This window comes from Methylobacterium indicum (genome assembly GCF_001043895.1).
Classification (GTDB): Bacteria; Pseudomonadota; Alphaproteobacteria; order Rhizobiales; family Beijerinckiaceae; genus Methylobacterium; species Methylobacterium indicum.
On the sequence record NZ_JTHF01000013.1, the window covers coordinates 13,954 to 27,174 of the forward strand.

The following is a 13,221-nucleotide window of genomic DNA, read 5'->3' on the forward strand; positions in this document are numbered from 1 at the left end:
GGTGACGGGCCGAGACCTGACGAACCCCGCCGGGACGGCACCGCCGCCCCGGTCGAAGCGCCTCCTGCTGGTGGCGCTCTGCCTCCTGGCGACGACGGCGTTCGTCGCCCTCGGGATCTGGCAGGTCGAGCGCCGGGCCTGGAAGCTCGATCTCATCGCCCGCGTCGAGGCGCGGCTCGCCGCCCCCCCGGTTCCGGCGCCGGGCCGGGCCGACTGGCCGAGGATCACCCGCGACGCCGACGAGTACCGGCGCGTGACGGCGACCGGCCATCTCCTGCCGGACCGCGCCGTGCGCACCATGGCCCTGACCGAGAAGGGCGCCGGCTCCTGGCTCGTCGAGCCTCTCGTCACGCGGGCCGGCGAGACGATCCTGATCAATCGCGGCTTCGTGCCGCCCGACTGGAGCGCGCCGGCCGGAGACGGGGAGGGGACCGTCACGGTGACGGGCCTCCTGCGGATGACCGAGCCCGGCGGCGGCTTCCTGCGCGGCAACGATCCCGCCCACGACCGCTGGTACTCCCGCGACGTCGCGGCGATCGCCGCGGCCAAGGGGCTGACGGACGTGGCGCCCTACTTCATCGACGCCGATGCCTCCGCCAACGCCCCCGGCGCGCCGGTCGGCGGCTTGACCGTGGTCACGTTCCGCAACCATCACCTGATCTACGCGCTGACCTGGTTCGGGCTCGCCCTGATGGCGGGGTATGCGGTCTATCGGCTGCTGCGCGAGCGGTGAGGCGGGTCTTTTTCGACGTGATGAATTCGAGACGGGACGTGCGCGTGAGAACCTTCCCCTCTTCGCCCAGGGCTGTCCGAGGGAAGGAAAATGCGCGGGTTTCCCCTCTCCCCGCGGGCGGGGAGAGGCCTTCGCCCCCCTTGTCGGGGGCGAAGGGAGCAGCGAACCGCAGGTTCGCCGCGAGGGTGAGGGGGTGCTGCCGAAGGAGCCTCACGCGTCGAGACCCCCTCACCCCCGCTTCGGCTGCGCCTGCGCTTGCCGCGTCTCCTGAACGGACACGCGGCCCTCTCCCCGCCCGCGGGGAGAGGAGAAGCCCGCGCTCGTCTCGTCTCGAAAGTCTCCCCGTACAGCCCTCTCCCGCAGAGCGGGGAGGGGTTTCGGCCGCGCGGGCTGTACGCTCGTGACCGACTGGGCCGATCTCCGCCGCACTGCCCGCGCCACCCTGATCGCGACCGCCCGGCACCTCGGCATCGGCTCGCTCGCGGGTCTCGGCGAGGCGGGACCCTCCGACGACGACCAGGATGGGGGCCGCCAGAACCTGCTGCTCCTGGTGCAGCTGCGCTGGATCGCCGTGGCGGGCCAGGTCGTCACCATCGCGGTGGCGCAGGGCGGCCTCGGCATCGCGCTGCCGCTCGGGGCCATGGCGGTGGTGCTCGCCGGCCTCGTCCTCCTCAACCTCGTCAGCCTCGGCTGGATCGCCCGGGGCGGCCCGGTCACCGAGGGGGCGCTGTTCGTGGCGCTCCTCCTGGACGTGGTGGCGCTCACGGTGCAGCTCTCGCTCAGCGGCGGGGCCACCAACCCGTTCACCTCGCTGTTTCTGCTCCAGCTCACCCTGGCGGCGGTGCTCCTGAGCAGTCGGGCGACGATCGCCCTCGTGGCGCTCACCACCGGTGCGCTCGGCGTCCTGATGCTGACCTACCAACCCCTGGTGCTGCCCCAGGGCGAGGGTGAGACCGAGCTGTTTCGGCTCTACCTCGTCGGGATGCTGGTGAGCTTCGTGATCGACGCGGCCCTGATCGCGGTGTTCGTCACCCGGATCTCGCGCAATTTGCGCCGGCAGGATGCGCGTCTGGCTGACCTACGCCAGCGGGCGGCCGAGGAGGACCACATCGTCCGGATGGGGCTTCTGGCCTCGGGCGCCGCGCACGAGCTCGGCACGCCGCTCTCCTCGCTCTCGGTGATTCTTGGCGACTGGCGCCGGATGCCGGAACTCACCGCCTCGGCCGATATCGCCCGCGAGATCGAGGAGATGCAGGAGGCGGTCGGGCGCTGCAAGGCGATCGTCACCGGTATCCTGCTCGCCGCCGGCGCGGCCCGCGGGGAGGCGCCGCACCTCACCACCGTGCGGAGCTTCGTCACCGAGCTTGCCGGCGACTGGCGCCGGATGCGCTCCTGCTTCTGCCTACAGGTCCGCGACGAGTTCGGCGAGGACCAGGAGATCGTCTCCGACACGGCCTTGAAGCAGGTGTTGTTCAACGTCCTCGACAACGCCCTCGACATGTCGCCGACCTTCGTCGAACTGGTGCTCCTGCGCGACGGCGACACCCTGCGGCTCTCGGTCACCGATCGCGGCCCGGGTTTCGCACCCGAGATGCTGGCGCGCCTCGGCCAGCCCTATACATCGAGCAAGGGCCGCCTGGGCGGCGGGCTCGGGCTCTTCCTCGTCGTGAACGTCGTGCGCAAGCTCGGCGGCACCGTGGAGGCCCGCAACCGCAGCTATGGAGGCGCCGTCGTGACCATCAGCCTGCCGCTCGCGAGCCTGACGGTGTGAGATGGCCGACGAGGATCGCCTGCTCGTCATTGTCGAGGACGACGACCGCTTCGCCGCCACCCTGACCCGCTCGTTCGAGCGCCGCGGCTACACGGTGGTGAGCCTTCCCGGCCTCGCCCCCCTGGAGGCGCTGCTCGCCGAGCGCACCCCGGCCTACGCGGTGGTCGACCTGAAGCTCAACGGCGAATCGGGTCTGGCCTGCGTCAAGGCGCTCCACGACCACGACCCGGAGATCCTGACGGTCGTGCTCACGGGCTATGCCAGCATCGCCACCGCCGTCGAGGCGATCAAGCTCGGCGCCTGCCACTACCTGGCGAAGCCCGCCAACACCGACGACATCGAGGCGGCGTTCTCCAAGGCGGCGGGAGACGTCGACGTCTCCCTCGACGGGCGACCGACCTCGATCAAGACGCTCGAATGGGAGCGCATCCACCAGACCCTGGTCGAGACCGACTTCAATATCTCGGAAACCGCCCGGCGGCTCGGGATGCACCGGCGCACGCTCGCCCGCAAGCTCGACAAGCAACAGGTCAAGTAGGCCCGCCACGCCTGAACAATCCCGCATGGCTGGGGCGTGCGGAATGCGGTTTCGCATCCTGGCGGAGGCGGCGCACCCGCGGTAACGTCCCGCCCGAAATGCAAGGAGGAGACGCCATGACCCCCCCGTCCGCCGCGGTCGCGACCCAGACCAACCTCAGCCCGGTGAAGCCCCATGAGGGGACCCGCGGCGCGTTCCGGTGGGACGACCCCTTCCTGCTCGACGATCAGCTCACCGACGACGAGCGCCTGATCCGCGATTCGGCCCGCAGCTTCGCCCAGGAGCGCCTGCTGCCCGGCATCGTCGAGGCCTATGCCGAGGAGAAGACCGACCGCTCGCTGTTCAACGCCATGGGTGAGCTGGGCCTGCTCGGCGTCACCCTGCCGGAGGAATACGGTTGCGCCGGCGCGTCCTACGTCGCCTACGGCCTCGTCGCCCGCGAGGTCGAGCGGATCGATTCCGGCTACCGCTCGATGATGAGCGTGCAATCCTCGCTCGTCATGTACCCGATCTACGCCTATGGCGACGAGAATCAGCGCAAGAAGTACCTGCCGAAGCTGGCCTCGGGCGAGTTCGTCGGCTGCTTCGGCCTGACCGAGCCGGATGCCGGCTCCGATCCCGCCGGCATGAAGACCCGGGCCGACAAGATCGACGGCGGCTACCGCCTGTCGGGCGCCAAGACCTGGATCTCCAACTCCCCGATCGCCGACGTGTTCGTGGTCTGGGCGAAGTCGCCGTCCCACGACAACCAGATCCGCGGCTTCATCCTGGAGAAGGGGATGAAGGGGCTGTCGGCGCCCAAGATCAAGGGCAAGCTCTCGTTGCGCGCCTCGGTCACCGGCGAGATCGTGATGGACGGCGTCGAGGTGCCGGAATCGGCGCTCCTGCCCAACGTCTCCGGGCTGAAGGGGCCGTTCGGCTGCCTCAACCGGGCGCGCTACGGCATCTCCTGGGGGGCGCTCGGCGCGGCCGAGGATTGCTGGCACCGGGCGCGGCAATACACCCTCGACCGCAAGCAGTTCGACCGGCCGCTGGCCCAGACCCAGCTGGTGCAGAAGAAGCTCGCCGACATGCAGACCGAGATCGCGCTGGGCCTTCAGGGCTCGTTGCGGGTCGGCCGGCTGTTCGACGAGGGCCGGATGGCGCCGGAGATGATCTCGCTCGTCAAGCGCAACAATTGCGGCAAGGCGCTCGCCATCGCCCGCGAGGCGCGCGACATGCACGGCGGCAACGGCATCATGGGCGAGTACCACGTCATGCGCCACGCCCAGAACCTCGAGACGGTGAACACCTACGAAGGCACCCACGACGTCCACGCCCTGATCCTGGGCCGGGCCCAGACCGGGCTGCAGGCGTTCTTCTAGAGCATTTTCCGACGAACTGGAGAACTGGATGCCGGCTCGTCGAAGAAAATGCGGTAAAACAACGGCTTAGAGAGCTTCGCGATTGCAGCGCGATCGTGACGCTCTCTAGGCCAAGGCGCGTCGCCAATACTCGCGGCTCTCCGGGTTCACCGGGGAGCCCGCCTCGTCGTCGAGGCGCAGAACGGCCTCGTGAAAGGCCCGCGCCTCGTCCATCCCGGCCAGGTCGCGTAATGCCGTGAGGATACGGGTGATGCGCAGGTGGTTGTGGTCGAAGGCCCGCCGCCAGCCCGTCGTCCCGGCGTAGAAGCGCAGCATCCGGTCGCGGGCGGCGAGCAGCCCGGCCCGTGCTGCCGGATCGGCCCGGATCACCGCCGCCTCCGCCGGCCGGAGCACCGGGGCGCCCGGCACCGCCCGGCTCGGCTCGGTGAGCGGAAACAGCCACTGGATGAAATCGTGCACGCCCTCGATCCGGGGGTCGTCGAAGGCCAGCACCGTGGCGAGGTCGCGCCCGCTGCCGTCCCGGCCGCGACCGGCGAGAAAGGCGTGGATCGGTCCTGCATCCGCCTCGGTCATGTCCGCCTCCGGCTGCCTCGTGCTGCCGATCTATGGCGAGGCGCAGCGCCGGACAGGTGGTGCGATCGCGCAATCGAGGCTGCATTGCTGGCGCGCGCCGCAGAACCACGACAGGCTGCCGCTCTTGAGGCAGGCGCCGCCGCACTGGCGGTAGGAGCCGTAGATCGGCCGGATGTAGACCGGCTCGGTCAGCACCCGCGTCCGCTCCGCGCCGGGCATGGCTGGGGCGGGCATGGCGGCGAACGCGAGGAGGAGTACCGTAAAGGAGCGAAGGACGATCATCACCGGGCCGCCATGTCGAGCGGCCCGATGATCGGTTCAACGGCGCGACGGGTCGATTAAATTGCACTTCATCGTCGCGACGCGGCGGCCCGTCAGGCGGCCGCCTTCCGTTCGGCCCGCGCCGCCTCCAGGGCCCGCACCCGCGGGATCACCTCGTCGCCGAAATATTTCACGTCCTCCTGGAAGTGCAGGAAGCCGAGAAGCGCCAGATCGGCGCCGGCCTCCTTGAGCGCCAGGATGCGCTCGGCGATCTGGTCCGGCGTGCCGATCAGGTTCGAGCGGAAGCCGTCATTGTACTGGACCAGATCCTCGAAGCTCGACTTCGCCCAGTTGCCCTCGCGCTCCGGCGAGGCGGCGCCGGCATTCTTGACCTCGTGGCCGAAGGCGCGCACCGCGTCCGGATCGGCCTGCGCGATGATGTCCGCGAGGACGGCCCGGGCCTCCTCCTCGGTGTCGCGGGCGATCACGAAGGCGTTGACGCCGATCTTGACGCTCCGGCCTTCGGCGCTCGCCTTGTGGCGGATGTCGTCGACCTGGGCGCGGATGTTCTCCGGGGTGTTGCCGTTGGTGAAGTACCAGTCGGAGACCCGGGCCGCCATGTCCCGCGCCGCCCGCGACGAGCCGCCCTGGAAAATCTCGGGGAGAGGCTCGGCCGGCTTCGGCTTCAGCGTGTAATCGGAGTAGCGGTAGAAATCGCCCCGGAAGGTGAAGTTGTCCTGCGTCCAGATCCCGCGCAGGCTGCGGATGAACTCCTCCGAGCGGCGGTAGCGCTCGTCGTGATCGAGCCAGGGCTCGCCGATCGCCCGGAACTCGCCCGAGAACCAGCCGCTGACGATGTTGACGGCGATGCGCCCTCCGGTGAGCTGCGAGATCGTCGCCACCTGCTTGGCCGCCAGCGTCGGGTTCCACGGCCCGGGCAGGAGCGCAGCGATGACCTTCAACCGCTCGGTGGCGGCGAGCAGCGCGTGGCTGAACGCGACCGATTCGTGCTGGTATTCGGCGCCGTAGCCGGCGGTGAACCGGATCTGGGTCAGGGCGTAGTCGAAGCCGGCCCGCTCGGCGATCCGTGCCAGCTCGCGGTTGTAGTCGGCGTCCCAGCTCGTGCGCTGGGGGATCTTGCTGATGACGAGGCCGCCGGAGACGTTCGGCACCCAATAGGCGAAGCGGATCGGCTCGGGATTGTGCTGCGTCATGGCGGATCCTCGCTCGTCCATGGTGAAGAAGAGCCGGCGCCAGTCATGAAGACGGCGCGGTCGACCCCAAGTATCGGAGACCGCTTCCGCGCCGTCAAAAGCATCGTCGTGCTTTTTTACCGCCCCTGCGGGGAGCCCGTTCTCCCGAACGCGGCCTCCGCGCGGACGATCTTCCGCTACGCCTTCGGGCGCTCGCGGTTGCCGTATTGCGCCAGCTCCAGCCGGGCGATCGAGCGGTTATGGACCTCGTCCGGCCCGTCGGCGAGGCGCAGCGTGCGGATGCGGGCATAGGAATAGGCGAGGCCGGCATCGCTGCTGACGCCCGCGCCACCATGGGCCTGGATCGCGTCGTCGATGATCTTCAGCGCCATGCGGGGGGCCGCGACCTTGATCATCGCGATCTCGAGCTTGGCGCCCTTGTTGCCGACCTTGTCCATCATGTCCGCCGCCTTGAGGCAGAGCAGGCGGGTCATCTCGATGTCGGTGCGGGCCTCGCCGATGCGCTGCTCCCAGACCGAATGGTCGGCGATGCGCTTGCCGAAGGCGACGCGGGTCAGCAGGCGCTTGGCCATCTTCTCCAGCGCCTCCTCGGCGACGCCGATGGTGCGCATGCAATGGTGGATGCGCCCCGGGCCGAGGCGCCCCTGCGCGATCTCGAAACCGCGGCCCTCGCCGAGCAAAAGATTCTCGGCCGGCACCCGGACGTCGTTGAGGATCACCTCGGCATGGCCGTGCGGCGCGTCGTCGTAGCCGAAGACCGGCAGCATCCGCACCACCTCGATCCCGGGGGTGTCGAGGGGCACCAGGATCTGCGATTGCTGCTGGTGCAGGGGGGCGCTGGTGTCGGTCTTGCCCATCACGATGGCGACGGCGCAGCGCGGATCGCCGACGCCCGAGGACCACCATTTGCGGCCGCTGATCACGTAATGGTCGCCATCGCGGCGGATCTTGGTCTCGATGTTGGTGGCGTCCGACGAGGCCACGTCCGGCTCGGTCATCAGGAAGGCCGAGCGGATCTCGCCGGCCATGAGGGGGATGAGCCAGCGTTCTTTCTGCGCCTTGGTGCCGTAGCGGTGCAGCACCTCCATGTTGCCGGTATCCGGCGCCGAGCAGTTGAACACCTCGGAGGCCCACTGGATCCGGCCCATCTCCTCGGCGCAGAGCGCGTAATCGAGGTTGGTGAGGCCAGCGCCGCGGAAATCGCCGTCGTCGTGCTCGGCCGAGGGCGGCAGGAAGAGGTTCCACAGCCCGGCCTCGCGGGCCTTGGGCTTCAGCCGCTCGATCACCGGCACCGGCTGCCAGCGATCGGCGCCGAAGGCCTCCATCTCGGCCTTGTAGGTCGGCACCGCCGGACGGACGTGCTCGTCCATGAAGGCCCGGACCCGGTCGCGCCAGTGGCGCTGCCGCTCGGAGAGGGTGAAGTCCATGCGCGAAACCTCCCGTCGCCGGGGTCTTCGGCCCCGGCATTCCCGGGCGGGAGCCTAGCGCCAACCGGGCGCGAGCAAAACCGCCTTTTCGAAAGAGGCGGAATGCCTGGGCCGCAGCGAAGCCGTACCGGAGTTTCGAAGGTGCCCCCGTCCCGCTCGAGGTGGCTCATACCCTCGACGGCATCCCGTGTCCGCTCGGCGAGCCCCGGGATGGCCCGGAGAATGTCAGTCCCGGTAGACCCGCGCATAGCGCCGCCCGAGCCCGGTCAGGATCTCGTAGCCGATCGTGCCGGCATGGAGCCCTACCGTGTCGAGGTCGAGCCCGTCGCCGATCAGCGTCGCGGGTGCACCCCGGCGCACGGCGTCGGCGGGCGCCTCGGTGACGTCGAGGATGATCAGGTCCATCGAGACGTTGCCGACGAAGGGGCAGCGCACGCCGCCGACCACCGCCTCGCCGCGGCCGGTCGAGGCGCGCGGATAGCCGTCGGCGTAGCCCAGCGACAGGGTGGCGAGGCGCCGCGGTCCCGGGGCGGTCCAGCGGGCGTTGTAGCCGGCGGTGTCGCCGGAGGCGACCTCGCGGACCTGGAGGATGCCGGCCTCGAGCCGCACCACCGGCCGCATCGGGTTGTCGCGCCCCGGCCGCGGATTGCCGCCGTAGAGGGCGTAGCCCGGACGCGCCAGGTCGGTGCGGCAGGAGGCCAGGAAATCGCCGGAGGAATTGGCCAACGAGGCCCGGATCCCCGGATAGGCGGCGCGCACCCGGGCGAACTCGGCGGCCTGATGGTCGGTGAGGGGATCGTGCTCGACCTCGGCGCTGACGAGGTGGCTCATCAGGAGATCGATACCGGCTTGCGCCACGACCGGGTCGCCGGCGAGGGCCAGACCCTCCGGCACCGACAGGCCGAGGCGGTTCATGCCGGTATCGACGTGGAGCGCCGCCGGGCGGATCGTGCCCTCGGCGCGGTTCGCACCCGCCCACTCGGCCACTTCCTCGCGCGAGCCGAGCACGGGGCGCAGGCCGGCCTCCCGGTAGGCCGGTGCGCTGCCCGGCGGAAAGCCGTTCAGCACGTAGATCGCGGCCTCGGGCAGGGCGGCCCGTGCGCTCAAGCCCTCGGACAGGTGCGCGACGAAGAAGGTGCGGCAGCCCTCGGCCCACAGGGCGGGCGCGGCCCGGGCGATCCCGCACCCATAGGCATCGGCCTTTATGACCGCGGCGGTCTCGGGGCATTGAGCCTCTTGCGCGAGGCGGCGCCAGTTCGCCCGCAGGGCCGACAGGTCGATGGTCAGGCGGCCGCCATGGCCGAGAGGATTCGCGCTCGTCATGCCGATTTTTTAGGTCGCCTCAAGATCATTGTCAATAAATACATAAAAATCTTCTTGTTGCAATATTTTTTAAAATATCATATATATATTTTTACAAAAATTGTATTTTGTTTATCTATGATATATCTCTGATTACAAAATCGACTATGTTTTTCGCCCCAAGATCTAAATGTGCTGGCAGCAACTCTCGCGATGATATAGTTCGTACTCACAAAACCTCTGCGGTGAGTAAAATGGCAAAATTTATCGGGGGACGGAAAGGCTTTCGAGCGTGGGTAGACAAACATTCTCCATCCGATTCTAGAATTCTACCATTAACACATATTACCAGGGGTATAGGCGCCGATGATATAGTAGAATGCGGAGTAATTAAGGTAGACAAAGACTTTGTCTTCGACCAATCTGTGGCTTACTTATTTTATGGAAAGCCGGCATACAGGTTGAATGATAAAGACATCGTAAAATTAGAAGCGGCATGCCCATTTTGTTTCATATTTAAAGCAGAATTAATAAATAAGGCAAAGGCGATTTTCGCTTTCGATACGGGTGCGTTTGCAAAAAGGCTGTATTCACACATCCTAACGGACGAGATGGATATAGAAGATTTTTTGCTGGAGAAAGACATATCGCGCCCAAATAAGCTTATTAGTGCAACATTTGGGGATGCCATACGCTACATTGATGGAAGATTCCCCGCGAGCTTCTCGGTAGAAACGACAGCAGAAGCTTGGGAACATCATGCCCGAGCCTATTTGCATCTGATTACGTCATTTGGTAGAAATGAGCCGGATGATAGAATTCACAGCATTGAGATTATATTTTCGGAAGACATAAAAATCGAAAACAATCTTCTGGCTCTGGTTGTGCCGCATACACATTGGGGCGATGACAAAAAGGCTCCTTGGTTGAGCAGCCTGCATGCCAAGGGCGTTGACATATTGACGTATGATTTCGTGCCAGGAAAGCATCCAGAGCATTATCATAGTCTGGTTGAGGCGTCAGTAAAGGATTTTTACAAGATAAAGGGGATTATATAATGAAATCATCTCAAAAACACAATTTATTCGGATTCATCCCTTATCAGGGAGGGGATGGTTTCTGTCTTCCCGTCTTCTCACTCAGAGCAAATCCGAACGATTATTTCATACAGATACCTGATGTATTCACAAATAAAGTCTCAAAATATAGAAAATTAGATGGCATCATTCAATCTGATCTTATAAAATTTGATAGTGAAAATCATATAGATACAGATAGTTTGATTTTTGTTTTCAGAAGCGAGTCCAAAATTATAATAAGCGAGCTTGGAGACGTTCAATCAAAAATCGTACCATTGATGAACAAATACGAAAACAATCCTGCCATATTGCAGCAAATCGCAGAAATCTCAGGCACGCCTCAATATAAAAAGTACGCTCGCGCAAAAATGCGTCAACATTTGAGAGATACCATAGGAGAGTCTGCAGCTTCTTTTTATCATGAAGGGTCGGTGTTGAGATCTGCGTTTTGGGACGTACTGATCGCACTCGCCCCAGATTGGAAGGCAGCAAATCATATAATAGCTAATAAGCTAAATATAAGCGCTTGGATTGAAGATGGTAAAATCCAAATTGATGTAAAAGCGTTGAGCGATTCATCATATGATGCCGTAAAAACAGCCTCGATCATACAGCTTATTAATGATCAATTTGATCCGTGCTTGCAGAATGAAGATTTTAGTTCAGTTCCTACATTAGATAATGATATTCTATCAGACATTAAAGAGGTGCCGCGGCAGGAACGCGTACGGCTTTCGCAACTAGTAGCCCAAATAAGAAAATCACCAAGACAAGAAGAGAGACTAGTTTTATTTATGAAATATTTAATTGATTATCCTCATTTAAATTTTGCTTTGTCAAAAGAATATGATTTTGATAAAGCAAAATTTGCAAATCAATCTATAAAAGAGTTGAAAAAAACATTTGGAAACAAAGATAAAATAAATAACAGAGATTTATATATGGCAAAGTTTTTAGTTAAATTTTTTTCAACAATTTTTCCCATGCAACGCGGTGCTTTGGTTTGGTACGCCGCGATGCACCTAGGAAAGTACCGGCACCTGAACGGGGTAATACTAAGCAAATTCAAAAATATGGAATTTCGGTTCACGGAAACCGGCCGAGCCGAAATTCGTGAGGCACTTGACGTATAAAAAAATAAAAATTACCCAAAGCAGCATGGATTAATCATCCATGCTGCTTGCTTTTTACCTCCTAGAAAGCGGCGATATTATAAGGTGTCAGGCAGCCGGTCGGTCTGGGCGAGGTTCGAGAACCGGGTGATCTCGGCGTCGAATTGCAGCTCGACCATGCCGGTGGGGCCGTGGCGCTGCTTGCCCAGGATCACCTCGGCCTTGCCGTAGACGCGGTTCATCTCGGCCTCCCAGGTGAAGAACTCTTCCGTGCCCTCGCGCGGCTTCTTGTTCTTCACGTAGTATTCCTCGCGGAACACGAACATCACCACGTCGGCGTCCTGCTCGATCGAGCCCGATTCGCGCAGGTCCGAGAGCTGAGGCCGCTTGTCGTCGCGGGCCTCGACCTGGCGCGAGAGCTGCGACAAGGCGATGATCGGCACCGCCAGTTCCTTGGCCAGGGCCTTCATGCCGGTGGTGATCTCGGTCATCTCCTGCACCCGGTTGTCGCCCTTCTTGGACGAGCCCGACAGGAGCTGGAGGTAGTCGACGACGAGCAGGTCGAGGCCGCGCTGGCGCTTGAGCCGGCGGGCCCGCGCCGCGAGCTGGGCGATGGAGATCCCGCCGGTCTGGTCGATGTAGAACGGAATCGTCTGCATGTCCCGGGCGGCGTCGGTGATCTTGTAGAACTCCTCGGGCCGGATGTCGCCGCGGCGGATCTTGTAGGAGGCGACGCCCGATTGCTCGGCGATGATGCGGGTCGCGAGCTGCTCGGCCGACATTTCGAGGGAGAAGAAGCCGACGATGCCGCCGTTCTTGGTCGCGATCGATCCGTCCGGCTGCTTCTCGCCGACATAGGCCTTGGCGATGTTGAACGCGATGTTGGTGGCGAGCGAGGTCTTGCCCATGCCGGGGCGCCCGGCCAGGATGATCAGGTCCGAGGCCTGCAGGCCGCCCATCTTGGCGTCGAGGTCGGACAGGCCGGTGGCGATGCCCGAGAGGCGGCCTTCGCGCTGGTAGGCCTTGGCCGCCATGTCGACCGCCGCCGTCAGGGCGTCGGAGAATTTTTGGAAGCCGCCGTCGTACTTGCCGGTCTCGGCGAGCTCGTAGAGCCGGCGCTCGGTCGCCTCGATCTGCTCGCGCGGCGAGGTCTCGACCGGGGCCTCGTAGGCGCCGTTGACCAGGTCCTCGCCGATGGTGATGAGCCGGCGGCGGAGCGCCAGGTCGTAGATCGTCCGGCCGTAATGCTCGGAATTGATGACCGTCGAGGCCTCGGCGGCGAGGCGCGCGAGGTACTGGCCGACGGTGAGGCCGCCGAGGTCGGCGTCGCCCAGATAGGTCTTGAGGGTGATCGGGCTCGCGAGCTTGCCGGCCTTGATCAGCGTGATCGACACCTCGTAGATCCGCCGGTGCACCTCCTCCATGAAGTGCTCGGGGAGCAGGAAGTCCGAGACCCGGTAGAACGCGTCGTTGTTGACCAGGATCGCGCCGAGGAGCGCCTGCTCGGCGTCGATGTTGTGGGGGGCGACGCGGTATTCCTGCTGCACCGGCTCGAGGTTCGCCGTCAGGGTGCTGGGGATGGCCATCCGGCGGGGCTCCGGGCGAGAGGGGTGACGCGGGGTCCGAGTGTCAGATCATAGCCGCTGCGGCGACCATCGCACCGGCATCCTTGACCAAACCTTGCTGAACCGCGCCTTGCCCGGAGAACCGTTGCCGGCTCCCGAAACGAAGGCGGGGCCCGCGACTCGCGTCGCGGACCCCGCCATGCTGGAACAAAGTGGGAACAAGTCAAGCCCGAGGGCCGGGCTTGTCCCCGCTGTCCCGGTTCTCCCGCCCGTGGGCGGGAG

Annotated in this window: 12 protein-coding genes; 6 read left to right on the forward strand and 6 right to left on the reverse strand. The window is 64.3% G+C overall.

Annotation, left to right across the window (positions count from 1 at the left end; all coding sequences use genetic code 11):
• Position 1: 1 nt before the first annotated feature.
• The 4 genes from QR78_RS01780 to QR78_RS01795 all read left to right on the forward strand — a co-directional run bounded on the left by QR78_RS01780 (position 2) and on the right by QR78_RS01795 (position 4,406).
• Entirely contained in the window at positions 2–733 is a 732-nt protein-coding gene (locus QR78_RS01780) for an SURF1 family protein (protein WP_420865537.1), read from the forward strand.
• A gap of 445 nt (positions 734–1,178) precedes the next feature.
• A complete protein-coding gene (locus QR78_RS01785; RefSeq protein WP_425284148.1) occupies positions 1,179–2,504 on the forward strand; it encodes an ATP-binding protein in 1,326 nt (441 codons plus the stop codon).
• A gap of 1 nt (position 2,505) precedes the next feature.
• Positions 2,506–3,042 (forward strand): response regulator transcription factor, encoded by a 537-nt coding sequence (locus QR78_RS01790; protein WP_048425770.1) that lies wholly within the window; start codon positions 2,506–2,508, stop codon positions 3,040–3,042.
• Between the two features lie 116 nt (positions 3,043–3,158).
• Positions 3,159–4,406: an acyl-CoA dehydrogenase gene (locus QR78_RS01795; protein ID WP_244276396.1), complete on the forward strand. Its 1,248-nt coding sequence runs from the start codon at positions 3,159–3,161 to the stop codon at positions 4,404–4,406.
• A 105-nt stretch (positions 4,407–4,511) separates the two neighbouring features.
• On the opposite strand, the gene QR78_RS01800 is transcribed toward QR78_RS01795, so the two are convergent.
• From QR78_RS01800 to alr, 5 genes are all read right to left on the reverse strand, one after another.
• A complete protein-coding gene (locus QR78_RS01800) occupies positions 4,512–4,979 on the reverse strand; it encodes an opioid growth factor receptor-related protein (protein ID WP_048425771.1) in 468 nt (155 codons plus the stop codon).
• Positions 4,980–5,009: 30 nt separating this feature from the next.
• Complete coding sequence (locus tag QR78_RS01805) at positions 5,010–5,213, reverse strand: hypothetical protein (protein WP_125901053.1); 204 nt, start codon at positions 5,211–5,213, stop codon at positions 5,010–5,012.
• Positions 5,214–5,353: 140 nt separating this feature from the next.
• Positions 5,354–6,454: a dimethylsulfone monooxygenase SfnG gene (gene sfnG / locus QR78_RS01810; protein ID WP_048425773.1), complete on the reverse strand. Its 1,101-nt coding sequence runs from the start codon at positions 6,452–6,454 to the stop codon at positions 5,354–5,356.
• A gap of 176 nt (positions 6,455–6,630) precedes the next feature.
• A complete protein-coding gene (locus QR78_RS01815; protein WP_048425774.1) occupies positions 6,631–7,881 on the reverse strand; it encodes an acyl-CoA dehydrogenase family protein in 1,251 nt (416 codons plus the stop codon).
• Positions 7,882–8,106: 225 nt separating this feature from the next.
• Complete coding sequence (gene alr, locus QR78_RS01820) at positions 8,107–9,204, reverse strand: alanine racemase (RefSeq protein WP_048425775.1); 1,098 nt, start codon at positions 9,202–9,204, stop codon at positions 8,107–8,109.
• 233 nt (positions 9,205–9,437) lie between these two features.
• Between alr and QR78_RS33765 the strand changes: the two genes are divergently transcribed.
• Positions 9,438–10,241 (forward strand): hypothetical protein, encoded by an 804-nt coding sequence (locus QR78_RS33765; protein ID WP_125901051.1) that lies wholly within the window; start codon positions 9,438–9,440, stop codon positions 10,239–10,241.
• On the forward strand, positions 10,241–11,395 hold the full coding sequence (locus QR78_RS33770; RefSeq protein ID WP_125901049.1) for a hypothetical protein: 1,155 nt from the start codon (positions 10,241–10,243) through the stop codon (positions 11,393–11,395). Before QR78_RS33765 ends, QR78_RS33770 begins: the two co-directional genes overlap by 1 nt.
• Positions 11,396–11,472: 77 nt before the next feature.
• Here the strand turns inward: QR78_RS33770 and QR78_RS01825 are convergent, their stop codons facing one another.
• Positions 11,473–12,960, reverse strand: a complete 1,488-nt coding sequence (locus QR78_RS01825; protein WP_048425776.1) for a replicative DNA helicase — start codon at positions 12,958–12,960, stop codon at positions 11,473–11,475.
• Positions 12,961–13,221: the final 261 nt, after the last annotated feature.

Bases quoted from the DNA above. Each gene is read 5' to 3' on its own strand.
- QR78_RS01790 (WP_048425770.1), top strand. From the start codon at position 2,506: ATGGCCGACGAGGATCGCCTGCTCGTCATTGTCGAGGACGACGACCGC.
- QR78_RS01795 (WP_244276396.1), top strand. From the start codon at position 3,159: ATGACCCCCCCGTCCGCCGCGGTCGCGACCCAGACCAACCTCAGCCCG.
- QR78_RS01800 (WP_048425771.1), bottom strand. From the start codon at position 4,979: ATGACCGAGGCGGATGCAGGACCGATCCACGCCTTTCTCGCCGGTCGC.
- QR78_RS01805 (WP_125901053.1), bottom strand. From the start codon at position 5,213: ATGCCCGCCCCAGCCATGCCCGGCGCGGAGCGGACGCGGGTGCTGACC.
- sfnG (WP_048425773.1), bottom strand. From the start codon at position 6,454: ATGACGCAGCACAATCCCGAGCCGATCCGCTTCGCCTATTGGGTGCCG.
- QR78_RS01815 (WP_048425774.1), bottom strand. From the start codon at position 7,881: ATGGACTTCACCCTCTCCGAGCGGCAGCGCCACTGGCGCGACCGGGTC.
- alr (WP_048425775.1), bottom strand. From the start codon at position 9,204: ATGACGAGCGCGAATCCTCTCGGCCATGGCGGCCGCCTGACCATCGAC.
- QR78_RS33765 (WP_125901051.1), top strand. From the start codon at position 9,438: ATGGCAAAATTTATCGGGGGACGGAAAGGCTTTCGAGCGTGGGTAGAC.
- QR78_RS33770 (WP_125901049.1), top strand. From the start codon at position 10,241: ATGAAATCATCTCAAAAACACAATTTATTCGGATTCATCCCTTATCAG.
- QR78_RS01825 (WP_048425776.1), bottom strand. From the start codon at position 12,960: ATGGCCATCCCCAGCACCCTGACGGCGAACCTCGAGCCGGTGCAGCAG.